The sequence below is a fragment of the bacterium genome (assembly GCA_024742285.1).
Taxonomy (GTDB): Bacteria; Myxococcota_A; UBA9160; order UBA9160; family UBA4427; genus UBA4427.
Genome location: JANSYR010000005.1, coordinates 11,875 through 36,381 on the forward strand (window position 1 = coordinate 11,875; position 24,507 = coordinate 36,381).

Genomic DNA, 24,507 nt, shown 5'->3' on the forward strand with positions numbered 1-24,507 from the left:
CCGCCCTTCGAGGCTCGCTACTCTGGGGCGATCCGGCCCGCCGCGTCCCGCGCCCCGGCCGAGCGTTGCCGAGGCCCCCGCGTCGTGGAAGCCGAGTCCCTGGAAACCGAGGTCACCGAGGCGACCGAAGCCCCGCGTCCGCGCTGCGCGATCGCGCCCGGCGTCGAGGCGCCGTCCGGGCTCGCTTCGCGCGCGTGGGACGATGCGGGCGAGGATGCGTTCCTGCTCGGGAAGAGCGCCGGTGCGCTCGACCTCCGCCCGCCGGGCGAGCACGATCGACCGGGCGTCCGCGCCGTCTTCCCGCCCGATCGCGGGGGCGCGGGACCGAATCCCCTGGTCCGCGCCTTCGGTCCTCGGATCGTCGCCGTCCACGACCTGACCGCGGGCCTCGGCGGGGACGCCTATCGTCTCGCCCGTGCCGGATACGCCGTCGTCGCGGTCGAGCGGGATCCGGTGATCTTCGCGCTCCTCGAGAGCGGCTGGCGGAACGCGGAGGCGGTGCCGGCGGAGGTCTCGGAGCGCCTCGTGTTCGCGCGCGGCGAGGGGCTCGACGCGATCGAGGCGATCGATGCCCTCGATCACGGGGTCTACATCGATCCGATGTACCCGCCGCCGAGGCGCGCGAGCGCGAAGCCGCGGCGCGAGCTCCAGGTCCTGCGGGCCTGGCTGCCCGCCGACGTCGATACGCGCCCGATCGTCGAGGCCGCCCGCGAGCGGGCAGCGCGGGTCGTCGTCAAGCGGCCTCATCATGCCGATCCGCTCGTGCCGCGCCCGAGTCACACGATCGAGAGCAAGCTCGTGCGCTTCGACGTCTACGTGAATCCCGCGCGTCTCTCCGAGGCGGGCGGATGAGCTCGTTCTGGGCCTGGACGGAATCTCCGGTGGTGACCGGCGAGTGCGTGCTCTCGAGCGACGAAGCTCGCCACCTGAGCGCCCGCCGACTGCGACCCGGGGATTCGCTGGTGGTCTTCGACGGAGGCGGGGGAACGGGATCCGCGCGCCTCGTCGAGTCGACGAAGCGCGCGGTACGGGTCGAGGTCGAGTCCGTCGAGCAGGCGCCGGCTCCGGCCGGCGGGCCGGTGATCGCCAGTGCGATCCCGAAAGGGGACCGGCTGTCGACGATGCTCCAGATGCTCTCGCAGCTCGGCGCGCGGGTCTGGCAGCCGCTCGTCCTGGAGCACTCGGTCGTCCGCAGCGTCGACCCCGAATCGGCGCGATTCCGGCGGATCCTGGTCGAGAGTGCGAAGGTGGCGCGGCGTCCCTGGTTGCTCGCGGCGCGCGCACCGATCGCGCTCCACGGGCTGCTCGCCGCGCCACGAGAAGGGCCGGCCGTGTTCGGCGATCGCGAAGGCGAGGGGGGGCCGCTCCCGTCGGACTGCGCCCTCGTGGTGATCGGGCCGGAGGCCGGCTTCAGCGAAGCCGAGCGGAGGGATCTGGCCGAGGCAGGCGTCGGCCCGGCTGCGCTCGCGCCGCACAACCTGAGGATCGAGACGGCGGCGATCGCCGCTACCGTGAGCGCGTTCACCGGGCGGGTCGCGGGAACGGGAGAGGACGGATGACGAAGGCAGGCGGAGACGAGGCAACGGGGGAGGCCCTGCTCGAGCGGATCCTGCGCGCGCCGGTCTACGACGTCGCCGTCGAGACGCCCCTCGAGCCGGCGTCGCTCCTCTCCGAGCGGCTCGGCAATCGCGTCTGGATCAAGCGTGAGGATCTCCAGCCCGTCTTCTCGTTCAAGCTCCGGGGCGCGTACAACCGGCTGCGCAGCCTGAGCGAAGCGGAGCGCAAGGCCGGGATCGTCGCAGCGTCCGCGGGAAATCACGCGCAGGGCGTCGCCCTCGCGTCGAGTCGGCTCGGCGTCGAGGCGCGGATCGTGATGCCCAGGACCACGCCCCGGATCAAGGTCGACGCGGTCCGCCGGTTCGGGGCGGAGGCGATCCTCGAGGGAGACGGCTACGACGACGCGGCGGCCCTCGCGCTCCGGCTTCAACAAGAGGAGGGGCGCACCTTCGTCCATCCCTACGACGACCTCGACGTGATCGCCGGGCAGGGCACGATCGGCATGGAGATCCTGCGACAGCATCGCGGGAACCTCGACGCGATCTTCGTGCCCGTCGGCGGCGGGGGGCTCGTCGCGGGAATCGTCGCCTACGTGAAGCGGATCTCGCCGGGGACGAAGGTGATCGGCGTCGAGCCGGACGACGCGGCGTGTCTGGCCGCGGCGCTCGAAGCGGGCGAGCGCGTCGACGTCGGTCCGGTCGGACTCTTCGCCGATGGCGTCGCCGTCCGGCAGGTCGGCGAGCGGCCCTGGAACGTCGTCCGTGACGCGATCGACGAGGTCGTGACGGTCGGGATCGACGAGATCTGTGCCGCGATCCGGGACGTCTTCGACGACACGCGATCGATCGCCGAGCCGGCGGGGGCGCTCTCGGTCGCGGGTTTGAAGCGCTGGGTCGCTCGGGAGGACGCGCGCGGCGCGACGCTCGTCGCGATCGACTCCGGCGCCAACATGAACTTCGACCGGTTGCGCCACGTCGCCGAGCGCGCCGAGATCGGTGAAGACCGGGAGGCGCTGCTGGCCGTCACGATCCCGGAGCGACCGGGTGCCTTCCAGGGGCTCTGCCGCGGGCTCGGGAATCACGGGGTCACCGAATTCAACTACCGCTACGGCGACCCCGACGCCGCCCACGTCTTCGTCGGCGTCGCGCTCTCGGACGGCGCCGCCGAACGCGTCCGCGTGATGGACGGGCTGCGCGCCGAGGGCTTCGAAGTCGTCGACATGACGGGCAACGAGCTCGCCAAGCTCCACGTCCGCTTCATGGTGGGCGGCCGCGCGAACCGGACGGACGAGCGGCTCTTCCGCTTCGAGTTCCCCGAACGTCCCGGTGCCCTCGCGCGCTTCCTCGAGGCGGTCGGCGGTCGCTGGAACATCAGCCTGTTCCACTACCGCAATCACGGGGCCGCCTTCGGTCGCGTGCTGGCGGGGCTCGAAGTGCCGCCGGAGTCGTCCGACGAGCTGGCGCGCTTCCTCGAGGATCTCGGCTACGTCTGGGTCGACGAGACGGGCAACGCCGCGGCCGGTCTCTTCCTCGGCTAGGCGCCGGCGCTCTCGAGCAGGTCGTTCATCTTCCGGAAATCCTGGCGGATGTTCCAGGCGAAGAGGGGCTTCACGAGTCGCCCGAGGAGCACGGAGCCCTCGAAGTGGAAGAAGCGCGTGCGCCCGTCGCCTTCGGGACGCGCAGCCATGCCGACGTCACCGAGTCCGGAGGACATCAGGCACCAGCCCGGGCGCACGACGACGTCGAAGCGCTGCCAGCGTGAGAGTGCCGGGATCGGCCCCTTCACGTGGAGGACGAGACGGTCCCCCGTGCGGGAGACGACCTTCGCAGCGCCGACGGCGGCTTCGATCCGCGCGGTGTACTGCTCGAAGTCGGAGACGAGCGTCCAGACGCGGTCGAAGCCCGCCTCGAAGACCGTCTCGTTCGTCGCGACGTGGGGAAGGCCGGCCGCGAGTGCGCGCATCCGGTCGACCGGGTCGAGCTCGGCGGTCGGCCACGCATAACGAGCGACGTCGATCGGGGCTTCGGACATCGGGTCGAGGGCGCTCATGCGGACCACCTCCTGGACGGGCGAGCGAGAGACATCAGGCGGTCCACCGCTTTCGGAAAGCCTCGCGGGCGCGGTGCAGCCGGGATTTGATCGTGCCGCGGGCCACGTCGAGCTCGGCGGCGGCCTCGGCTTCGGACAGCCCCTCGAGATCGCGCAGCACGAGGATCGCGCGCTGGTCCGGGGGCAGCTCCGCGAGGACGCGGGTCACGTCGCGCGCGAGGGCGGGATCGAGGAGGGCGCCCTCGGTTTCCTCGAGAGAGTCGAAGAGGGGCTCCCGCCGCCGCCGCTCGGCGTGGCGGATCGCCTCCCGGGTCGCGATCCGCCGGACCCAGGAGCGGAGCGCGGTCGGATCGCGCAGGCCCGCGAGGTCGCGCATGACCTGGATCATCGTCTCCTGGGCCGCGTCGGGCCCCGCGTCGAGCGCGATCGAACCGCACAGACGTCCGACCCACGGCATCAGGCCGTCCAGGACGTCGCCCAGGGCGATGAGATCGCCTTCCTGGGCGGCCTGGATCTGGTCGAGGTTCGGCACCGAAGCAGGGGGCGACGAACCCGTGGAAGGTTCCCCGGCCGGGGTGTTTTTCTGGTTTCGGCTGGGCGGCGGCACCGGGGACCTCCGGCGGGCGCCCTCAGTCTGCCACAGCCGTCGCGGCGGACGTGGGGCCGTGCGCGACATCGTCCACGAGGACGCCCACCTCGTCTTCCTCGCGCAGTCGGATCCGTCCGAAGAGCTCCGGGAACTTGCCCTTCTTGTCGGCGTAGAAGGCGCGGACCCGGTCCATGTCGGCGACGACATCGCCGCTCGGCTCGATCGCGGGGCCGAACCCACCGACCTTCCGCTCGTAGTCGAGGAAGCTCATCACGATCGGGACCCTGGCCGTGCGCGCGATGTGGTAGAAGCCCGACTTCCAGTACTCGACGTGGCCGCGCGTGCCTTCCGCGGGCACCACGAGGCCGAGTTGGTCGTGCTCGTCGAAGAGCCCCGCCAGGATCGTGACGAGGTTGCCGCGCTCGTGACGCACGACGGGCAGGCCGCCGACCGCGCGCATGAACCAGCCCAGCGGTGGCCAGAACAGGGAGTGCTTGGCCATGAACGAGATCTTCAACTCGAAGAGCTCGGCGAAGGCGAGCAGATAGACGAAGTCCCAGTTCGTGGTGTGCGGCGCCGCGATCAGCACGAACTGATCCATCTCGGGCCGCGCGCCTTCCGGTTTCCAGCCGGTCGCCGCGATCAGGAGGCGCGCGAGGAATCGCCGCACGGGCCGCTTCGTCATGCGCGGGAGCGTAGCGCCGCCCCGGGTCCGCATCGGCGCTTTCGGGCGGGGCGCAGCGCGTCATCGGAGCTTTTACACACGACTTACAATGGGGGACGCCCATCGCCGATCGAGAGGCCGGGGCGGTCCCCGCGCGGGCCGTCTACACTCGCCCGCCCCATGACTCGCCAGCAACGTTCGATCCTGCTCGTCGCGATGGTCTCGCAAGGCATCGCCGTCGGTCTCACGATGGGCATCCTGCCGGTCTTCCTCGAGCCTCTCGAAGCGGCCTTCGAGGCCCCGAGGACGGCGATCGCCGGCGGCCAGATCCTGATCATGTTCTCGCTCACCGGAGCGAGCCTCGTGACGGGGTCGGCCCTCGACAAGGGGCATGCACGCGTCGTCATGCTCGTCGGGGTGGGACTGCTGGTGACCGCGATGCTGATTGCCGCCTCGTCGACGAACCTTCTCCTGCTCGCGCTGGCGGCGCTCTTCGCCGGCGCGGCGGTGCCGCCCTGCGGCCCGATCACGGCGGCGAGCCTCGTGGCGCGCAACTTCGACGCGGAGCGGGGGCGGGCGGTCGGCCTCGCGAGCATGGGACCGCCGCTCGGCTCCGGGCTCTTCGCCGCGCTCGCGGGTTGGCTGCTCGGTCGCTTCGCATGGAACGAAGTCTTCCTGGTCTTCGCGGGGATCGCGGGGCTCGTCCTCGTGCCGTTGATCTGGTCGATCGTCCCGATGCGCTACGCGACGGAGACGACGGCGGAGGCCGGCGCGGTCAACATGCGGGCCGTGCTCCGGAACCCCGCGTTCCTCTGGGCCGGCGGACTCTTCGCCCTCGCGACGGGGATCGTGACCGGTTGGACGGTGCACACGGCGGCCTTCGTCGGCGGCGCGGGCTTCAGCGAGGCCGGCGCGTCGCGGGTCCTCGCGGTGCAGTTCTGGATGGGCGTGCCCGGCGCCGTGCTCTTCGGGATGCTCGCCGACCGGACCTCGCTCACGACGCTCTTCGTCGCCATGCTCGGCACGGCCACGGCGGTCCTCGCCGCGTTCGCGGCGGGTCCCGGCACGGCGGCGATCGCGGTGCTCTGCACGATCATGGGCTTCGTGACCGGCGGGATGATCCCGCTCTACATGGTACTCCTCAGCCGGCGTCTGGGGCCGGATGCGATGGGAAGGGCGATGGGACTCTCGAACCTCCTGATGCTCCCGATCATGGCGACGACGGTCCTGCTCGCGGCCTCGGTCTTCGAGTCGACCGGGCGCTACGTCGGCGCGCTCGCCGTGTTCGCGTTCGGATTGCTGGGCTCGATCGGCTGCCTCTTCGGCTCGAATCGGGAGGCCGCGCGGCGCGCGCGATCGGCAGCGGACGTGGAGGTCGTGGGCGCATGACGGACGGGGCGACGAAGGAGTACACGTTCCGGGACGGGCGAGTGACCGCGCCGGTCCTGCGCGCCATGAATGCGGTGGGGCGTGGCCTCGAAGCGGTGGGCATGAAGCCCTCCCTCGACCCGGACGGGCTCGAGGAGGCGGCGGTGAAGGCGGCGGGCTCCGACGATTTCGGCGGCGACTCCTATCGCGAGCCGCTCGAGATCCTGACCGCGTCGATGGAGCAGGAGGCGGGTCTCTCGACCTTCGGCCGGATGGCGACGCGGAACATGATCACGAGCCAGCTGAAGAGTCGGCTCCAGCTGCAGGCATGGACCCAGGCGCATCCGCAGATCGCCGAAGAGAAGATCGAGCGTCCCTGGGTCATCCTCGGTCTGCCGCGAACCGGAACGAGCATCCTCTCCCATCTACTGGGACTCGACCCGATGGTTCGGCCCCTGCTCCAGTGGGAGACGCGGGCGCTCGTCCCGCCGCCGACCCTCGCGAACGAGCACACGGATCTGCGGATCGCCGAGTCCGACGCGACGATGCAGCAGCTGTTGAAGCTGAACCCGGCGGTCGGGGCGATGCATCCCTTCGGCGCCATGCTCGCGGAAGAGTGCATTCCGCTCATGATGCTCGACCTGCGCTGTCTCGGGATGGAGACCCAGGGCTACGTCCCGACCTACGGCCGATGGCTGCAGTCCTGCGACATGCGGCCGGCGTACGCGTGGCACAAGAAGGCGCTGCAGACGCTCCAGTCCGCGAAACCGACGATGGCCTGGAGCCTCAAGACGCCGAACCATCTCTGGAACATCGAGACCCTGCTCGAGTTCTACCCGGACGCGCGCCTGATCTGGACGCACCGCGATCCCGGGCCGGTGACCGCTTCCGTGGCGAGCCTCAACTCGACGATGCAGGGCGTGTTCGCCCGTGACCGGAATCACCTCCAGGTCGGCGAGGAGTGGCTCGGCAAGCTTCGCCACGCAATCACGCGGGGCATGGCGTACGACGCGCAGGCGAAGGACGGCTGGTGCGTCCACATCCACTACAGCGAGATGATGCGCGACCCGCTCGAGACGATGCGCCGGATCTACGCGCATTTCGGGGAGACGCCGAACGAGCTGCACGAGCGGCGGATCACCGCCTATCTCGCCGAGAAGCACCAGACCCACGCCGGCAAGCACGTCTACGACCCGGCGGATTTCGGCTGGAGCTACGACGGACTCGCCGAGCTCTGGAGCGACTACACGCGGAAGTACCGGATCGAGCGGGAGCGGTAGCCCCGAACGCGACCGCCCCGCGCGTTCAGGCCGCCTGCTCGGGGTGCCGCAGGAAGGGCATCGCGACGAGCAGCACGACCACGCCGAGCAGCAGGTAGCCCAGCGGGTTCGAGCCGGTCGGCACGCCCGGTGGCGGTTCACATCCGTCGATCGGTGTGTTCACGCAGCCGTTCGACGGATCGCAGGAATCGGCCGTGCAATCGTCTCCGTCGTCGCAATCGACCGCGCCCGTTCCGCTGCACGCGCCCGCGACGCAGAGGTCCCCCGTCGTGCACAGATTCGCGTCGCTGCAGAGGGCCCCGTCGTCCTGGAACACGTCCGGCGGACAGGCCGCGTCGACCCCGCTACAGCTCTCCGCGACGTCGCAGTCTCCCGAAGCGGCGCGGCACTCGGTCGAAGACGGGAGGAACGCGTCCGCCGGGCAGTCGTTCCCCGCTCCGTCGCAGAGCTCCGCGGCGTCGCAGACGTCCACGGCCGCCCGACATTCGACGGTCGTCTTCGCGTCCGCGGGACAGCTCGTCGACACGCCGTCGCAGACCTCCGCCAGATCGCAAACGCCTTCTGAGGGTCGACAGCTCGTTCCGACGGGCGCGACCGAGTCGGCCGGGCAGCTGTCCGCGAGGCCGTCGCAGAAGTCGGCCGCGTCGCAGAGACCGGTCGCAGCGCGGCAGAGCGTTCCAGCGGGCTCGATCGCGCAGAAGGGCGAGCAGCAGTCGCCGGCGAGCCCGTTGCCGTCGTCGCACTGTTCGCCCGCGTCGAGGACGCCGTCGCCGCACGAGGTCGGCTGGCGCGCGTTCACGATCTCCGCGACGGCGCCGACGGTCGCCTGCAGCGCGTTGAAGCCGAGGGCGAAGTCGGCCTCGGAGTAGGTTTCGAAGACGTCGCTGTTCGCGTGCCAGTTCGGGTCCGAGCCGTTGCCGATCTCGGCGCGGCGCCGGTTCTCCCGGACGCTGATCGCGGCGACGTCGTTCTGGAAGGGCACGGAGTCGGTGCAGCACATGTCGTTCGTGACCTCGCCCGGATAGGCGGGGGCGTAGTCGACGTTCGCCTGATTCACGAGGTTCGCGAGGGCCAGCGACTCGCTCGCGAACGTCGAGCTGGCCTGGTATTCGATGTCGTTGTCGGCTTCGGGGATCTGTACGGGACCGGAGGGCAGGCCATGATCCCAGAGCATCATGTCGTGCTGGATCACGCCCATCCACGAAGGCTCCGGGTAGAGCCCGGAGCCAGCGGGAGACTCGATCCCCTGGAGGCTGCGCCGATCGGCGACGTAGGCGGAGCTCCCGTTGAGCCCCGTCTCCTCGTTGTTCCAGAGGATGAAGCGAACCGACTGGTCGAGGTCGATCGCAGGGTTCGAGAAGACCCGGGCCGCTTCGAGCACGATCGACGTGCCGGAGGCATCGTCGTTCGCGCCGGGCGCGAAGCTCTGCCCACCTCCTTCGAGGTTGATGCTGTCCATGTGCGCGGACACGATCATCATCCGGTCCGGCCGGACGGTCCCCACGCGCGTCGCGTACACGTTCTCCCGCGTCTGCGAGTTGAAGGTGTAGGCGTGTCGCTCGACGGTGTAGCCGTAGGACTCGAGCTCGGTCTCGAGGTAGTCGAGCGCGGATGCGTTTCCGGGCTGCGACCAGTGTCGCGATCCTCCCGACGGTCCCGTGGTGCTCGACAGGATCTCGATGTGGTCCTTGAAGTTCTGCAGGGAGAGGGCGTCCACCAGGGGCTGGGCAGCCGGCTCCTCGCAGATCTGGGAAGACGCGTTGCAGCTCGCGTCGCCCAGGCACAGGTCCGTCCCGGAGCAGCTGCCGCCGCTGCACACGTCGTTTCCGGTACAGGACACGCCGTCGTCGCAGGGGGCCGTGTTCGGTGCGTTGGCGCAGAAGCCGTCCGTGCAGACGTCGTCGGTGCACGCATTGCCGTCGTCGCATTCCGGGTCGGCCGTACAGGGCGTCGGCGCGTCCCCTTCCACGAGAACGTCGTCGATCACGAGGACCGTCGATTCGTTCTCGAGCGTCTTCTTGTTGTTGTAGGCCCCGATCACGAGGGTGTAGGTGCCGGGCTGGACTTGTTCGAACTGGAAGAGATAGGACTGCCACCCGGTGGTCGTGGGCGAGCCGCCGTTCCCATTGCCGGAAATCTGGACGACGTAGTCGGGCCCGGTCCCGGGCAGGGCGAACCCGTCGACGGTCGCGATCACCTGGGAGAACTCGTCCGACTCGTAATCCGGGGTCTGCGTGAGGTTGTATCGGAACGAGACCTCGAGGAAGTCGGTCGTCTGGGCCAGGACGAAGTCGATCCGGAAGCCGCCCGACATGCCGTCCGTGACGTCCGAGTCGTCGACGTTGCCGACCGTGACCTCCAGTCCGCCGCCGGTCTCGCCCCCGGTCGGTCGGTACGCACCGGAAGCGAAAGCGGGCTGGCTGGTGCCGCGGAAAGGGTCGTCTTCGTAGACGAAGCCGCCGTCGTCGAGGTCGAAGTCGACGTCGAGGAACGTCGCCGCGTGGGCGGGGACGGGGGCGTGGGCGGTCAGGAAGATCGTCGCCAGCAGCAGCGGGAGACGGCCGAGGCAGGAGCGGAACATGGGCACCTCGAAGCGCGGCACCCCCCGAACACCCTTTCGTGTTAGCACACGGGCGTAGCCGTCCTCGTCAGGCGGTGTTCCGCGCTCGACGAACACGCCTGTGCGACGAGCTGCCGAGGGGACGATTCCGCCTGACGGACGGGCGCTTCGATCGATCTTTGCCGGTGCCCTTCGCTCGTGGCCCCGCCGCTCCGGCCGATCGACCCTTGCCTAGCGGCCGTTGAAGACGGGCTTGCGCTTCTGGGCGAAGGCGAGCGGTCCCTCTTTCGCGTCCTCGCTCGCGAAGACCGCGTTGCCGTAGTCGAACTCGTAGGCGAGGGCTTCGTCGAGGGGCATCCCGTCGGTTTCGTGGAGCGTCCGCGTGATCGCGGCGACGGCGAGGGGGCCATTGCCCGCCACGATCTCCGCGATCTCCCGAGCCTTCGCGAGGGCCTGGCCGTCGGGGACGACGTGCCCGATCAGTCCGATCTCGAGGGCCTCCTTCGCCGTGATGTGCTTGGCGGTCAGGAGGATCTCGGCGGCCTGGGTGTAGGGGATCTGGCGCGGGAGTCGGACGGCGGAGCCCGCCATCGGATAGAGCGACCACCGCGCCTCGGACACGCCGAATCGCGCGCTCTCGCCGGCGACGCGGATCTCCATCGCCTGCAGGATCTCCGTCCCGCCGGCGATCGCGACGCCTTCGACGGCGGCGACGATCGGCTTGCTCGGTCGGTAGCCGCGGAAGAGCGCCTTCCAGTGGATGTCCGGATCCTCGGCCATGCGCGCCTGGACGTCGATCTCGTCGTCGCCGTCCCCGGCGTCGCCGGACATGCCCTTGAGGTCGGCGCCGGAGCAGAAGTTGCCTTCGGCACCGGTCACGATGATCACGCGGACGTCGGGATCCGCGTCCGCTTCCCGATAGGCGTCGTACATCCGGATCAGCATCTCGCCCGAGAGCGCGTTGTACCGCTCCGGACGATTCATGGTGATCGTCATGATGTGTCCGTCGCGTTCGACGATCGCGTCAGGCATCGACGGGCGCCTAGCCGAAGAGGATCGCGTCGAGGCTGATCGCACCCGGGCCGAGCAGCAGGAACATGCCGCAGATCACCGCCAGGTTGATCGTGTACTCCGCGCCGGGCGGGTCGTTCGTGATCATGTAGCCCGCGCCGCGATGGCCGACCGCGCCGGCGACGACCATGGTGCCGATCAGCACCAGGCAGGCGGGGCGGGTGACGAGGCCGAGGGCGAGCAGCGCGCCGCCAACGAGCTCGGAGAGCATCGCCATCCGCGCCTGGAGCTGGGGCATGGGTACGCCGAGGTCCGCCAGCCACTGCCCGAATCCGTCGAGGGTGCCGTTGCCGATGATGCCGAGCTTGCCGAAGGCGTGGAACATGAAGCAGACGCCGATCGCCACGCGTCCGACGAGGAGGGCGACGTCCGAGAAGAGGGGATTGGTGCCGGTGAGCAGGGCGCCGAGGTCCATGGAGGGCTCCTTTAGCCGTTGCGCGAAGGGGCAGGCCGGAATGGCGGCCCGCACGCGGGTCACGCGGTTCTAGCACAGCGAAATCCCCGCAACTCGGCCCGGAACGTCCTGGGGTCTCACCGAAATCGCGGTGGGTGATTGAGCCCCCGAGCGATTGCCCGCATACTCCCCCCGCCCTCCCACCAGGCATGCGACGGAGAAGTCGACCGGACGCCACGTTCCGGCCGGGCCGCGCAGAGGTTCCCGTGATGAGCGCTTCGAAGGATCAGGTAGGCGCTCCCGCCCCGAGCGGGGCGAGCGTCTTCCAACGCGTCGAAGCCAGCGCCGATTTCCCGGCGATGGAACGAGAGATCCTCGCCTTCTGGGAGGAGGCCGACGCCTTCCACGAGAGCAACCGTCGCCGCGAGGGTCAGCGCTCCTTCGTCTTCTACGACGGCCCGCCCTTCGCGACCGGCACGCCCCACTACGGCCACCTCCTCGCCGGCACGATCAAGGACATCGTCCCGCGCTTCTGGAGCATGCGGGGGCATCACGTCGAGCGGCGCTTCGGCTGGGACTGCCACGGCCTGCCGATCGAGGCCCTGGCCCAGGAAGCCCTCGGCCTCGCCGGCACGGGCGAGATCCTCGAGCGCGGCGTCGACGTGTTCAACGAGCAGTGCCGTCAGATGGTCGACACCTACGTCGAGGAGTGGCGCAAGACGGTCACGCGGATGGGGCGCTGGGTCGACTTCGACAACGACTACAAGACCATGGACCTCGACTTCATGGAGTCGGTCTGGTGGGTCTTCAAGCAGCTGTGGGACAAGGACCGGGTCTACAAGAGCTACCGGATCATGCCGTACAGCTGCAAGCTGGCGACGCCGCTCTCGAACTTCGAGGCGAACCAGAACTACAAGGACGTCCAGGACCCCGCGATCACCGTGCGCTTCCGCGTGACCGAAGGCGCGGAACGGATCGCGCCGGCCCTGCCCGACGGCCGCTCGCTCTTCATGACGGCGTGGACGACCACGCCCTGGACGCTGCCCGAGAATCTCGCGCTCTGCGTCGGTCCCGACATCGGGTACGCCGTCGTCGAGGACCTCGAGAGCGGCGACTGGCACGTCTTCGCCGAGGCGCGACTCGCCGCCTACGACAAGAAGCTCGGCAAGGCCCTCGCGAAGGGGGAGGGCGCCGGCGCGGAAGGCAAGACCTACCGGTTGGTCTCGAAGGTGGCTGCGAGCGACCTCGTCGGCCTCCGCTACGAGCCGCTCTTTCCGTACTTCGCGGACGAGCCCGGTGCGTTCGTCGTGCTCGCGGACGGCTACGTCACGACCGAGGACGGCACCGGCATCGTCCACCAGGCCCCCGCCTTCGGCGAGGACGATTTCCGGGTCTGTCGCGCGGCGGGGATCGGCCTGGTCGATCCGCTCGACGCCGAGGGCGTCTTCGGCGAGCCGGTCTCCGATTTCGCCGGCCAGTTCTGCAAGGACGCGGACAAGGCGATCATCAAGGCGCTCAAGGAGCAGGGCAAGCTCGTCAAGCAGGACGTGCTCGAGCACAGCTATCCCTTCTGCGAACGGACGGACACCCCGCTCATCTATCGGGCGATCGAAGCCTGGTACGTGAAGGTCGAGGACCTTCGCGACGACCTCGTCGCGAACAACGAGACGGTCGGCTGGGTCCCGCAGACGGTGGGCGGCAACCGCTTCGGCAACTGGCTGAAGGACGCGAACGACTGGAACATCAGTCGCAACCGGTTCTGGGGCTCCTGCATCCCGGTCTGGGTGAACGTCGAGGATCCCGAGGACACGATCTGCGTGGGCGGGGTCGACGAGCTCGAGGCGTTGTCCGGGGTTCGCGTGGGCGATCTCCACAAGCACACCGTCGACGAGATCGAGATCGAGCGGGACGGGAAGACCTATCGCCGCACGCCGGAGGTGCTCGACTGCTGGTTCGAGTCGGGCTCGATGCCCTACGCGAGTCAGCACTATCCCTTCGAGCGCGCCGACGAGCTGGACGAGTTCTTCCCGGCGCAGTTCATCGCCGAGGGCCTCGACCAGACCCGCGGCTGGTTCTACACGCTGCTCGTGCTCGGGACGTCACTCTTCGAGAAGAGCCCCTTTGAAAACGTAATCGTGAACGGGCTGATTCTGGCGCGGGACGGCAAGAAGATGTCGAAGCGCTGGAAGAACTACCCGGACCCGGGCGAGATCCTGGACGCGTTCGGTGCGGACGCGCTCCGGGCCTACATGATCGACTCGCCGGTGGTGCGCGCCGAGGAGCTGCGCTTCGACGAAGCCGGGCTCAAAGAGATCGTGCGGACGGTCGTGCTCCCGTACTGGAACGTGCTCTCGTTCTTCACGACCTACGCCGAGATCGACGGCTACGACCCGCGGACCTGGACGCCGGATCCGGTGGCCGATCGGCCGGACATCGACCGCTGGATCCTGTCCGTCCTCCAGAGCCTCGCCCGCGACGTGAACGCCGAGATGGAGGCCTACCGCCTCTACACCGTGGTGCCGCGTCTCGTCAGCTTCATCGACGACCTCACGAACTGGTACGTCCGCCGCTCGCGCGCGCGCTTCTGGAAGACCGAAGACGACCGGGACAAGACGAACGCCTTCGCGACGCTCTTCGAGGTCCTGGGGACCTTCTCGAAGATCCTCGCGCCCTTCATGCCCTTCCTGACCGAGGCGGTCTACCAGCGGCTCGTGCGCCCCGTCGACGACGCGGCGCCGGCGAGCGTGCACTGGTGCGACTATCCCCAGCCGGCGACGGAGATGATCGACGCGCCCCTCGAGCGCCGCATGGCCACGGTCCGCGCGATCGCGACCCTGGGCCGGCGCGTTCGTGAGGACCACCGGATCAAGGTCCGGCAGCCGCTGCGCGAGCTCACGGTCGTCCACCGCGACGGACCGGTCCGCGACGACGTGCTGGCGGCCGCGGCGCTGATCGCCGACGAGCTGAACGTGAAGCACGTCGCCGTCGAGGCGGACGAAAGTGCGTTCGCGACGGTGACCGTCAAGCCGAACTTCAAGACGCTGGGCAGACGCTGCGGACCCAAGCTCAAGGAGATCGGCCCGGCGCTGGCGGATTGGGGCTTCGAGGAGGTCGCGAAGCTCGAAGCCGGCGGGACGATCGAGGTCGTGGGGGAGGCCCTCGCCCTCGAGGACGTGCTGCTCCAGCGCGAAGCGAGCGCCGACGCGGCGACCGCCACCGACGGCGAGTACACCGTCGTGCTCGACACGGCGCTCGACGACGGATTGCGCCGAGAGGGGGTCGCGCGAGACGCGATCAACCTCTTCAACAACGTGCGCAAGGACAAGGGCTTCGAAGTCTCCGACCGGGTGCGGATCGGCTGGGCCTGCGAGGACGCGGAAATCAGCGCGGCGCTGGCCGAGCATGCGGACCTCGTCGCGCGCGAGATCCTGGCGTCGACCTTCGTCGGCGAAGCGGCGAGCGGACTCGGCGACGCGCTGGAGCTCGGTGGCGCCACGCTCCACTTCTCGATCGCGCGCGAGGGCTAGCGCGCAATCCTCCACCCGCGCGCCCCGAGGACCCGGCGTCGTTTTGGCACGCCTGCGGACGCGCGGTCCCTGACCCCGCGTCCTCGACGCACGGAGTGAGCGATCTAGGATGGAGCGCGCACATCCAGCGCGCCGCGCCACGAGGAGTCCTGCCATGTCTCTGATCCAGACCGAAGACCGCGACGAAGGCGTGCGCATCCTGCGCATCGACAACGGCAAGCCCAACGCGGTCTCGACCGCGATGTCGACCGAGCTGATCGCCGCGCTCGAAGCCGCGGAGAAGGACGCGAACGCGGTCATCCTCACCGGCCGTCCGGGCATGTTCTCGGCGGGCTTCGATCTCGGCACGATGGGTGAAGGCCCGAAGGCCGCGGCCGAGATGGTCGCCAACGGCGGCAGGCTCGCGCTCGCGATCTACAACCACCCGAAGCCGATCGTCGGGGCGATCAGCGGCCACGCGGTCGCGATGGGCCTCTTCATGGCCATGGTCTGTGACTACCGGATCGGCGCGGCGGGGAAGTTCAAGTACCAGGCGAACGAGACGGCGATCGGGATGACGCTGCCGGACTTCGCGATCCAATTCTCCCGTGCAGCGCTCTCGAAGCGCCACTTCGACCGCGTGATCGTGCAATCGGAGCAGTACGGGCCCGAGGGGGCTCGGGACTCCGGCATGATCGACGAGGTGGTCGAGGCGGACGCCCTCGAGGCGCGGGCCCTCGAGGTCGCGACCCACTTCGCGACGAATCTCAAGCAGCCGGCCTTCCGCAACAACAAGCGCCTGTCCCACGGCCCCGTCGCAGCGTCGATCGCAGAGAAGCTCGAAGCCGACATCCAGGCCGCGATGGGTGGCTAGGGAGGCCGCCCATGCAGCTCAATGGAATCGCGCACGTCCAGCTGACCGTCTCGGACCTCGAACGCGCCCGCACATTCTGGGCGCCGCTCTTCGAGCTCTTCGAGATGAAGGTCCTGATCGATTCCGAGGTCTACTTCTACGGAATCGGGAGCCGGACCGGAATCGCGCTCTCGCCGGCGGACGAAGGGAAGGGCGAGCCCTTCGACCAGCGCCGCGTGGGACTCCATCATCTGTGCCTGCGCGCGCGGGAACGCGAGCAGATCGACGAGATCCATGACGTCGTGGTCGGGCTCGGCGCCACGGTCGTGCATCCGCCCAGGGAAGACGGCTTCGCACCGGGCTACTACTCCCTGCTCTTCGAGGATCCCGACGGGATCCGGATCGAAGTGAACCACGTGCCCGGCAAGGGGCACCTGAAGGACTGAGAGCGGGCGGCTAGGCCGGTCGGACCTCGACCGGGATCCCGTTCGCGACGTGCGTCGCCGACAGGACGTCGATAGACGACTCGTCCGTCAGGTAGTTCGCACAGGCACCCGGCTGCTTGTCCTGGGCGACCGAGAGGCGCACGCCCGGGAGGTTGTGGCCATAGCCGTGCGGCAGGCTCACGACCCCCGGCATCATCTCGTCGGTCACTTCGCACTCGACCTCGATCTCGCCGACGCGACTCGCGACCCGCGCGAACTTCCGGCTCTCGATCCCGAGACGCGCGGCGTCGTCCGGGTGGATCAGGAGCGTGCAGCGGTTCCGCCCCTTCGCGAGGGCGGGGAGGTTGTGGAGCCAGGAATTCATGTTCCGGATCTGGCGGCGTCCGACCAGCACCATCCGATCTTCACGGCTCCGCTCTTCGAGCCCGGCCTCGAGGCGCGGCAGGTCTCCGAGGATGTACTCCGGGCAGAGGTCGATCCGGTCCATCGGCATGCAGTCCGGCAGCCGATTCGCCTGGAGCGCGCCGAGGTCGATCCCCTGGTCGGCGTCGCGCAGCTTCTCGAGGTTCAACCCGTCCGGGTTCGCGCCGAACTTGTCGCCGTAGGGGCCCACGCGGATCATGCACTCGATCATCCGCAGGGGGCCGTGCTCGTCCTGGAGCATGTCGTAGGCCTGCTCCGGCGTGACCTCGGGACAACCGGTGTCCGGTCCGACCATCATGCCGAGCATGCCCTTCACCATCATGTCGTCGACGATCTCCCACGAAGGCGCCCCGTTCAGGCGCGCGCCGAGCTCGCAGTAGATCTGCCACTGGTGGCGCTGGTCCTCGCTCGGAGCGAAGAATTCCGGGCTCCATCGCGTGAAGTTCCGGACGCTCGTCGTTTCGAACAGGAAGTCGTAGTTCTCGTGCTCGAGCTGGACCGTGCTCGGCATGATGAGATCCGCGTGCCGGCTCGTCTCGTTGATGTAGATGTCGAGGGAGAGCATGAACTCGAGCTCGTCGAGGGCCTTCGCCAGGCGTTCGCCGTTCGGCGCGGAGAGCACGGGGTTCCCGATCGCGCAGATGAAGCCGCGCATGCGGTCCTCGCCGGCGCTGGCTTCCTCCATCTCTTCGGCCATCAAGCCACAAGGGAGCTGGTTGTCGACCTCGGGGATCCCGCGCTTCACCGTTCGATAGCGGCCGTGGGCGAAGGGCTCCCAGGGACGACCGGCCTCGGAGCGTCCGGTCGCCGGGCGCGGGAAGAGCATCCCGCCCTCCGCGTCGAGGCGGCCCGTGACGACGTTCACGACGTAGATCAGCCAGGAGGCGAGGGTGCCGAACTCCTGGGTGCAGAGACCGATCCGGCCGTACCAGGCCCCCTTCGCCGCGCAGAAGTCCCGGACGAGCTGGCGCGTCGTCTCCGGCGCGATCCCCGTCGCGGCTTCGACGCGCTCGGGCGTGTAGTCGGCAGAGACGCGCTCGATGGTGTCGAGGCCGTCGGTGAAGGCCGCGAGGCGGCCCGGATTCGCGAGGCCCTCCGCGAAGAGGACCTGGCAGACCGCGAGCAGGAAGTAGGCGTCGGCGCCGGGCTTGATGAAGACGTGGTCGGTCGCGATCTCGGCGGTCTCGGTCCGGCGCGGATCGATCACGACGACCCGGCCCTGGCCGCCGGGGCCGCGAGCGATCACGTCCTGCAGCCGCTTCTTCGCGTTGGGCCCGGACATGAGGCTGCCCTGGGACACGAGCGGGTTGCCGCCCATGCAGACGAAGAAATCGATCCGCTCGATGTCGGGGATCGGGAACATCCAGCCGTCGCCCAGCATCGTGTGGAGCGCGACGTTCTGGGGCTGCTGGTCCATGGTTGCCGCGGAGAACGAGCGCTGGGTCTCGAGGCCTGCCAGGAAGGGCGGGATGTAGAGCTGGGCCCCGACGTTGTGGCCGGTCGGGTTGCCGATGTAATAGCCGTTGGCGTCGTTGCCGTACTTCTCCTTGATCGCGGAGAGCTCCCTGACGGCGATCTCCATCGCCTCGTCCCACTCGATCTCCGTCCACGATCCGTCGTCGTTCTTCTTGACCGGCTTGCGCAGGCGTTCCGGGTCCTCGTAGATCTCCTTCATGGCCATCGCCTTCGGGCAGAGGTAGCCCTCGGAGCGGGGATCGTCGGGATCGCCTTCGACGCGCAGCACGCTCCGCGCCGCGGGGTCGATCTCGACCTTGAGGCCGCAGCTGGCCTCGCAGGTCGGGCACGAGCGGGTGAGGGTGATCGTTTCGGAATGTCGGTCGGGCGCGGCCATAGATCGGGAGCTCCTCGGCGGATGGGCGAGCCGAGAGCCTATCGCAGGAAGTCGCGTGCTAGGCTGCGTCGCTCCCGCTCGAGAGGTCGTCCGGAGTCGTGCCCGCGAAACGCGTCAGGAGGTCGTCCGGAGTCGTGCCCGCGAAACGCGTCAGGAGATCGCCCGAAGCCGCGCGCGCCGAGATCCTCGAGGCCGCCGAGGGGCTGCTCCGGGATCACGACTGGGCCCTCGTCTCGGTGGACCAGCTGATGGAGCGGACCGGGATGACCCGGTCCTCGTTCTACCACTACTTCAAGAGCGTGGACGAAGTCGCGGTCGCGCTCTTCGCGCGGGTCGAGGACGAGATCCGTACGGCCGTGGACGACTGGCTCGAGGGCGACGAGCCCTCGGACGATCCGGAAACGGCCGCCGTCGAGGCGCTTACGCGGATGTTCGACGTCTGGGCCGGGCACATCACGCTGATGCGCGCGATGGAGCACGCGGCCGGGCGGAGCGGGGCGGCCTACGAGCAGTGGCGGGAGCGTCTGGTCGAGGGCTACGTCGCCCAGACAGCGGCCTTCATCGACAAGGCGGTCGAGGAGGGGCGGAGCGACGTGTCGGACCCGTCGACGCTGGCCCGGGCCCTGATCCTGATGAACCTCTCCGTTGCGACGGACGAAGCGCGACGGCCCGAACCGTTCTCGGCGGAGCGGCTCGGGCGAACGATCGGCCGGGTCTGGGCGAGCGCAATCTACCGGAATTCCTGACGTTTCCGGACCTCGGGCTCACCGCAGGGGCGAATCGCGGATTTTTGTTGACGGAGTGTCGATAGATGACGATACTATTCACGAACCGTCAATAGTGCTTGCCGACGCGATCCGTCGGGCGGGCGCGACCGAGGAGGGCACCCCATGGCCAGCGCAGCTCCCACGACCCGGATCGAACCCCTCGACGTCCATCCCGGCTGGGCCCGGTCCGGGCGAACGCCCCGCATCGCGATCATCGGCGCCGGTATGTCCGGCATCGCCTCGGTCGTGAAGCTCCGGCGCGCCGGCTACACGGATCTCACCGTCTACGAAAAGGCGGACCGCGTCGGCGGGACCTGGCGGGAGAACCACTACCCGGGGCTCTCCTGCGACGTGCCGTCGTACTGGTACTCCTTCACCTTCGCGCCCAACCCCGACTGGTCCCATCGCTTCTCCTACGGCCCCGAGATCCAGGCCTACATGGAGAAGACGGCCCGCGACTTCGGCGTCACGGACGTCGTCCGGTTCGGGACGGCGGTCGCCGACCTCCGCTACGAAGCGCCGCGCTGGCGACTCACGACCGAGCACGGGGACGAAGAGGTCTACGACATCGTCGTCTCGGCAACGGGCGTCCTCCACCATCCGGTCCTGCCCGACATCGAAGGTCTCGAGTCCTTCGAGGGCGAGATGTTCCACTCGGCGCGATGGCAGGACGACGTCGAGCTCGCCGGCCGCCGCGTCGGCGTGATCGGGACGGGGTCGACCGCCGCGCAGATCGTCGGCGAGATCGGACCGAAGGTCGGAGATCTCTCGGTCTTCCAGCGCACGCCCCAGTGGATGGCGCCGCTCGCGCAGAAGGAATACTCGGCCGGCTGGAAGCGCTTCGCGCGGGCCTTCCCGATCGTGCTCAAGGGGCTCTACTACTTCTACTACTGGTTCATGTCGACGCGGATCGGAGGCGCCGTGCTCGGTGACGAGAAGGCGCACAAGATGCTGTCGGAGGCCTGTCAGCGGAACCTGGAGGACAGCGTCGCGGATCCCGCGCTGCGCGAGAAGCTCACGCCGGACTACGCGGCGGCCTGCAAGCGGCTCGTGATGTGCTCGGACTTCTACCCGGCGATCTCCGCGGACAACGCCGAGCTCGTCACGGACGCGATCGAGCGGATCGAGCCCGGGGGCGTCCGGACGAAGGATGGCCGTCTCCACGAGCTCGACGTGCTCGTGCTGGCGACGGGTTTCGATCCGTCGCGCTTCATCCTGCCGATTCGGGTGACGGGGGAGGGCGGCGCGGATCTCGAGAAGCGCTGGGACGGTGCGCCGCGGGCCCACCGCGCGATGAGCGTCCCGGGCTTCCCGAATCTCTGGATGATCGAGGGGCCGACGGGGCCGGTCGGCAACCTCTCGCTGATCACGATCAGCGAGTATCAGATCGACTACCTGATCCGCTGCCTCGACGAGATGAAGAGCCGTGGCCTCGAGGCGATCGCGCCCCGGGAAGAGGCCTTCGAGGCCTACAACGACGAGATCAAGGAGGGGTTGCCCTCGACCATCTGGGTCCGCGGCGGCTGCAACAGCTGGTATCTGGACAAGACGGGGCTGCCCAACCTCTATCCCTTCTCGCCGGCGCGGTTCCGCAAGGAGATGCGTCGGCCGGACTTCTCGGAGTATCGGCTGATCGAGGAAGCCTGATCGCCGCTACGCCTGGCCGCGCCCGCGCATCTTCAGGCCGGCCCCCTCGCGCCTTCGCATCAACCCCTCCTGGACCGCCGACGCCACCAGCCGGCCGTCGCGGGTGTAGAAGAGGACGCGGCCGAGCGCGCGCGAGCCCTTGAGGACGGGACTGTCGTGGACGGCGTAGATCCACTCGTCCATCCGGAAGGAATCATGGAACCACATCGCGTGGTCGAGGCTCGCCGACTGCGTGTTCGGATCCATGATCCCCCACGGCATCGGATGCTGGGCCGCGACGACGATCGTCTGGTCCGACGCGTAGGCGAGCACCGCCTGGTGGAGAGCCGGGTCGTCGGGCAGCGGGCCGACCGCTTTGAACCAGGCGCGCAGCTCGGGCTCGCGGTCGCCGTCGCCCGTCGCCGTCATGTCGAGGCCGTCCTCGACGAGGATCTGGACGGGGAGGCTGCCGAGCTGCTCGCGGGTGACCTTTCCGCCGAGTGCGGCGGCGCCACGAAGGATGCCTTCCTCGTATTCCTCGCCGCGCGGCGCGGCTGGGATCTCGACGTCGACCTGCCGGGACGGCGCCTCCTCGGGGATCTGGAAGGACATCGACAGGTTGAAGATCGCGCGCTCGCCCTGGTGGGCGACGACGCGTCGGGTCGTGAACGTCCCGCCGTCGCGGATCCGGTCGACGGCGTAGTCGATCGGTTGGTCCGGATCGCCGGGCCGCAGGAAGTACGCGTGCGCCGAGTGCGCGATCCGTTCCGGGTCGACCGTCGCCTGGCCGGCGCGCATCGATTGCGCGAAGACGAGCCCACCATAGATCCGGCCGTTCCCGGCCGGCGGGCTCGTGCCCACGAAGAAGTCGTCGCCGACGTGGGGGCTCGTCTCGACGCGCTCCAGGTCGAGGCGAGAGAGCAGATCGCGCAGGGTTTCGTCGTCCGGGAGAAGCATGGAATGCAGTGGGTAGCGAATCCCGGCCCCACGCGGGGGGATGCCGCGACACGCTTCGAGGGTCTATCGTCGGGGGCTGCGTGGGAAGCCGCGCCGCCCGCCCCGCCGTCCCGCGACGAGCCGGGGTGAGCAGAGACGATGAAGACGATCTCGTGAACCGACACGCACGCCGCGGGCCCCAAGGGCCGATCGGCGAAGGAATTCCGCGATGGCCGAGCTGCCCTTCCTGCTCTTCGATGCCGACAACCACTACTACGAGGCCGAGGACGCGTTCATTCGCCACATCGACCCCAAGATGAAGCGCCGCTGCATGAACTGGGCGACGTTGAACGGGCGCAAGGAGCTGCTCGTCGCGGGCAAGGTCAACCGGTTCATTCCGAACCCGACCTTCGACCCGGTCGCGAAGCCGGGCTGCCTCGACGACTACTACAAGGGAATCAACCCCGAGGGCCAGGGGATCCGCGAGGCCTTCGGCGAGCTCGTTCCGATCGACCCGGTCTACCGCGATCGCGATCTGCGACTCGAGAAGATGACCGAGCAGCGGATCGAGAAGGCGATCTACTTCCCGACCCTCGGCGTCGGGATGGAGGAGGCTCTCAAGGACGATACCGAGGCGGTCCACTGCGCCTTCGAGGCCTTCAATCGCTGGCTCCTCGAGGACTGGGGCTTCGCGTACCAGGAGCGGATCTTCGCCGCGCCCTACATCTCGATCATGGACCGCGAGCGCGGGATCAAGGAACTCCTCTGGGCCCTGGAGAACGACGCGCGTTTCATCGTGATGCGGCCGTCCTTCGTCTACAACAAGGGCGGCAGCATGTCGCCGGCGGATCCCTACTTCGACCCCTTCTGGCAGATCGTGAACGACTCCGGCGTGACCGTCGTCTACCACGGCGGCGACTCGGGCTATGGCCACTACCTGGACGACTGGGGCGAGGGCGGCACGATCCAGAGCTTCCACAGCTCGCCCCTCTCGAGCATCGCGGGGGGCCACAAGGCGCCCTTCGACCTGATGGCGGCGCTGATCTCCCACCGGCTCTTCGAACGCTTCACGAACATCCGGATGGCTTCCATCGAGATGGGCGCGTTCTGGGTGCCGTGGCTGATCCAGTCGATGGAGCGCGCCTACGGCCAGGAGCCGGGGAAGTTCTTCGAGGATCCCGTCGAGACGTTCAAGCGTCACGTCTGGATCGCCCCCTTCCACGAGGACTCGGTGCTCAAGCTGAAGGAGCTGCTCGGGGCCGACCGGCTGCTCCTCGGGTCGGACTGGCCGCACGCCGAGGGTCTCGCGGATCCCACCGACTTCGCCCTCGATCTCGACGGATTCACCGACGAGGAAGTGAAGATGGTCATGCGCGACAACTGCGAGGGCCTCTCGGTCCGTCGCCCCGTCTGATCCGCGCCCCCACGAAGCAAGAGAAGAAGGAACCCGCAATGCGCGCCGCACTCCTCGAGAAGCACTCCCAGCCCCTGACCTTCGTCGACGACATCGACGTGGAGGACCCTCGCGAGGGTGAGGTCCAGGTCCAGGTCTCCCACTGCGGGATCTGTCACTCCGATCTCACGATCGTCGACATGCCGGCGGGCGAGATGCTGCCCCAGGTTCTCGGGCACGAGGCCGCGGGCACGGTCGTGGAGGTCGGCCCGGGCGTGACGCGGCTCCAGAAGGGCGATCGGGTCATGCTGACGCCGCTTCCGACCTGCGGCGTCTGCTACTTCTGCGGTCGCGGGGAGCCCCAGCTCTGCGTCGAAGGCCAGAACTTCATGACCGGCTTGCGGATGGACGGCTCGTCGCCGCTCTCGCGAAACGGCGAGCGCGTCTTCCACGGCTTCGGGCTGGCGGGATGGGGCGAGCTCACGACGGTCCACGAGCGCCGCGCCGTGAAGATCCCGGACGACACGCCGCTCGAAATCGCCTGCGTGGTCGGCTGTTCGGTCCAGACCGGCGTGGGTGCGGTGCTGAACACGGCCAAGGTGGAAGAGGGCGCCACCGTTCTCGTGACGGGCCTGGGCGGCATCGGCGTCTCGATCGTCCAGGGCGCTCGTCTCGCGAACGCCTCGAAGATCATCGTCTCCGACCCGGTCGCCGAGCGTCGCGACTACGCCGCCAACTTCGGCGCGACCCACGTCCTCGACCCGACGCAGGACGACGTGGTCGCGAAGGCCCTCGAGTACACCGGAGGGATCGGCGTCGACTACGCCTTCGACGGCGCGGGACACGAGAAGCTGATCGAGGATTGCGTCAACGCGACGCGACCCGGTGGGACGATGACGATGGTGGGCGCGGCGATGGGGGCCTACACGATTCCGATGCCGGCACTCTTCCTGACCCAGGAAAAGAAGATTCAGGGCTGCATTCTCGGCTCCTGCAACAGCCACCGCGACGTCCCGAAATTCCTGTCCCTCTGGCGCAAGGGCGCGCTCGACCTCGAGAGCATGATCACCCATCGCCACGCGATCGCCGACGTGAACGTGGGACTCGACCACATGCGCGAGAGTCGCGGTCTACGGCACGTCCTCGCGTTCTAGGCTCCGAAGGCGGAGAGGG

20 protein-coding genes are annotated in these 24,507 nt (G+C 68.9%); 12 read left to right on the forward strand and 8 right to left on the reverse strand.

What is annotated here, in order from left to right; all coding sequences use genetic code 11:
- Window positions 1-84: 84 nt before the first annotated feature.
- From NXI30_10960 to ilvA, 3 genes are read left to right on the forward strand one after another with little or no spacing between them, the layout of a single operon-like run.
- Window positions 85-852, forward strand: a complete 768-nt coding sequence (locus NXI30_10960) for a class I SAM-dependent methyltransferase (protein ID MCR9094725.1) — start codon at window positions 85-87, stop codon at window positions 850-852.
- Window positions 849-1,559: a 16S rRNA (uracil(1498)-N(3))-methyltransferase gene (locus NXI30_10965; protein MCR9094726.1), complete on the forward strand. Its 711-nt coding sequence runs from the start codon at window positions 849-851 to the stop codon at window positions 1,557-1,559. Before NXI30_10960 ends, NXI30_10965 begins: the two co-directional genes overlap by 4 nt.
- Window positions 1,556-3,094: a threonine ammonia-lyase, biosynthetic gene (gene ilvA, locus NXI30_10970; protein MCR9094727.1), complete on the forward strand. Its 1,539-nt coding sequence runs from the start codon at window positions 1,556-1,558 to the stop codon at window positions 3,092-3,094. Before NXI30_10965 ends, ilvA begins: the two co-directional genes overlap by 4 nt.
- Here the strand turns inward: ilvA and NXI30_10975 are convergent.
- The 3 genes from NXI30_10975 to NXI30_10985 all read right to left on the reverse strand — a co-directional run bounded on the left by NXI30_10975 (window position 3,091) and on the right by NXI30_10985 (window position 4,880).
- A complete protein-coding gene (locus tag NXI30_10975) occupies window positions 3,091-3,606 on the reverse strand; it encodes a hypothetical protein (GenBank protein MCR9094728.1) in 516 nt (171 codons plus the stop codon). The genes ilvA and NXI30_10975 overlap by 4 nt on opposite strands.
- Window positions 3,607-3,640: 34 nt before the next feature.
- Window positions 3,641-4,138, reverse strand: a complete 498-nt coding sequence (locus NXI30_10980) for an RNA polymerase sigma factor (protein ID MCR9094729.1) — start codon at window positions 4,136-4,138, stop codon at window positions 3,641-3,643.
- 97 nt (window positions 4,139-4,235) lie between these two features.
- A complete protein-coding gene (locus NXI30_10985; GenBank protein ID MCR9094730.1) occupies window positions 4,236-4,880 on the reverse strand; it encodes a lysophospholipid acyltransferase family protein in 645 nt (214 codons plus the stop codon).
- A gap of 159 nt (window positions 4,881-5,039) precedes the next feature.
- On the opposite strand from NXI30_10985, the gene NXI30_10990 reads away from it, so the two are divergent.
- The gene (locus tag NXI30_10990; protein ID MCR9094731.1) at window positions 5,040-6,248 is read left to right on the forward strand and encodes an MFS transporter; all 1,209 of its coding nucleotides are present in this window, start codon (window positions 5,040-5,042) and stop codon (window positions 6,246-6,248) included.
- On the forward strand, window positions 6,245-7,507 hold the full coding sequence (locus tag NXI30_10995) for a sulfotransferase (GenBank protein ID MCR9094732.1): 1,263 nt from the start codon (window positions 6,245-6,247) through the stop codon (window positions 7,505-7,507). The genes NXI30_10990 and NXI30_10995 overlap by 4 nt, the downstream gene beginning before the upstream one ends.
- Before the next feature lie 25 nt (window positions 7,508-7,532).
- Here NXI30_10995 and NXI30_11000 read toward each other — a convergent pair whose 3' ends face one another.
- The 3 genes from NXI30_11000 to NXI30_11010 form a co-directional block, all read right to left on the reverse strand.
- Entirely contained in the window at window positions 7,533-10,088 is a 2,556-nt protein-coding gene (locus tag NXI30_11000) for a M20/M25/M40 family metallo-hydrolase (protein ID MCR9094733.1), read from the reverse strand.
- A gap of 210 nt (window positions 10,089-10,298) precedes the next feature.
- Window positions 10,299-11,099: a crotonase/enoyl-CoA hydratase family protein gene (locus tag NXI30_11005; GenBank protein MCR9094734.1), complete on the reverse strand. Its 801-nt coding sequence runs from the start codon at window positions 11,097-11,099 to the stop codon at window positions 10,299-10,301.
- A 10-nt stretch (window positions 11,100-11,109) separates the two neighbouring features.
- Entirely contained in the window at window positions 11,110-11,553 is a 444-nt protein-coding gene (locus tag NXI30_11010) for a DoxX family protein (GenBank protein MCR9094735.1), read from the reverse strand.
- A 248-nt stretch (window positions 11,554-11,801) separates the two neighbouring features.
- Here NXI30_11010 and ileS point away from each other — a divergent pair, with 248 nt between their 5' ends.
- The 3 genes from ileS to NXI30_11025 all read left to right on the forward strand — a co-directional run bounded on the left by ileS (window position 11,802) and on the right by NXI30_11025 (window position 16,337).
- The gene (gene ileS / locus NXI30_11015; GenBank protein MCR9094736.1) at window positions 11,802-15,059 is read left to right on the forward strand and encodes an isoleucine--tRNA ligase; all 3,258 of its coding nucleotides are present in this window, start codon (window positions 11,802-11,804) and stop codon (window positions 15,057-15,059) included.
- A gap of 154 nt (window positions 15,060-15,213) precedes the next feature.
- Window positions 15,214-15,912, forward strand: coding sequence for a crotonase/enoyl-CoA hydratase family protein (locus tag NXI30_11020; protein MCR9094737.1), 699 nt, complete (start codon window positions 15,214-15,216; stop codon window positions 15,910-15,912).
- Window positions 15,913-15,923: 11 nt separating this feature from the next.
- The gene (locus NXI30_11025; GenBank protein ID MCR9094738.1) at window positions 15,924-16,337 is read left to right on the forward strand and encodes a VOC family protein; all 414 of its coding nucleotides are present in this window, start codon (window positions 15,924-15,926) and stop codon (window positions 16,335-16,337) included.
- Window positions 16,338-16,347: 10 nt separating this feature from the next.
- Here the strand turns inward: NXI30_11025 and NXI30_11030 are convergent, their stop codons facing one another.
- Window positions 16,348-18,612, reverse strand: a complete 2,265-nt coding sequence (locus NXI30_11030; GenBank protein ID MCR9094739.1) for a molybdopterin-dependent oxidoreductase — start codon at window positions 18,610-18,612, stop codon at window positions 16,348-16,350.
- A gap of 134 nt (window positions 18,613-18,746) precedes the next feature.
- On the opposite strand from NXI30_11030, the gene NXI30_11035 reads away from it, so the two are divergent.
- Complete coding sequence (locus tag NXI30_11035; GenBank protein MCR9094740.1) at window positions 18,747-19,358, forward strand: TetR/AcrR family transcriptional regulator; 612 nt, start codon at window positions 18,747-18,749, stop codon at window positions 19,356-19,358.
- Between the two features lie 144 nt (window positions 19,359-19,502).
- On the forward strand, window positions 19,503-21,026 hold the full coding sequence (locus NXI30_11040; protein MCR9094741.1) for an NAD(P)/FAD-dependent oxidoreductase: 1,524 nt from the start codon (window positions 19,503-19,505) through the stop codon (window positions 21,024-21,026).
- Between the two features lie 6 nt (window positions 21,027-21,032).
- On the opposite strand, the gene NXI30_11045 is transcribed toward NXI30_11040, so the two are convergent.
- The gene (locus NXI30_11045; protein ID MCR9094742.1) at window positions 21,033-21,962 is read right to left on the reverse strand and encodes a thioesterase family protein; all 930 of its coding nucleotides are present in this window, start codon (window positions 21,960-21,962) and stop codon (window positions 21,033-21,035) included.
- Window positions 21,963-22,170: 208 nt separating this feature from the next.
- Here NXI30_11045 and NXI30_11050 point away from each other — a divergent pair, with 208 nt between their 5' ends.
- Window positions 22,171-23,355: an amidohydrolase gene (locus NXI30_11050; GenBank protein ID MCR9094743.1), complete on the forward strand. Its 1,185-nt coding sequence runs from the start codon at window positions 22,171-22,173 to the stop codon at window positions 23,353-23,355.
- Between the two features lie 38 nt (window positions 23,356-23,393).
- Entirely contained in the window at window positions 23,394-24,488 is a 1,095-nt protein-coding gene (locus NXI30_11055; protein ID MCR9094744.1) for a Zn-dependent alcohol dehydrogenase, read from the forward strand.
- Window positions 24,489-24,507 lie beyond the last annotated feature (19 nt).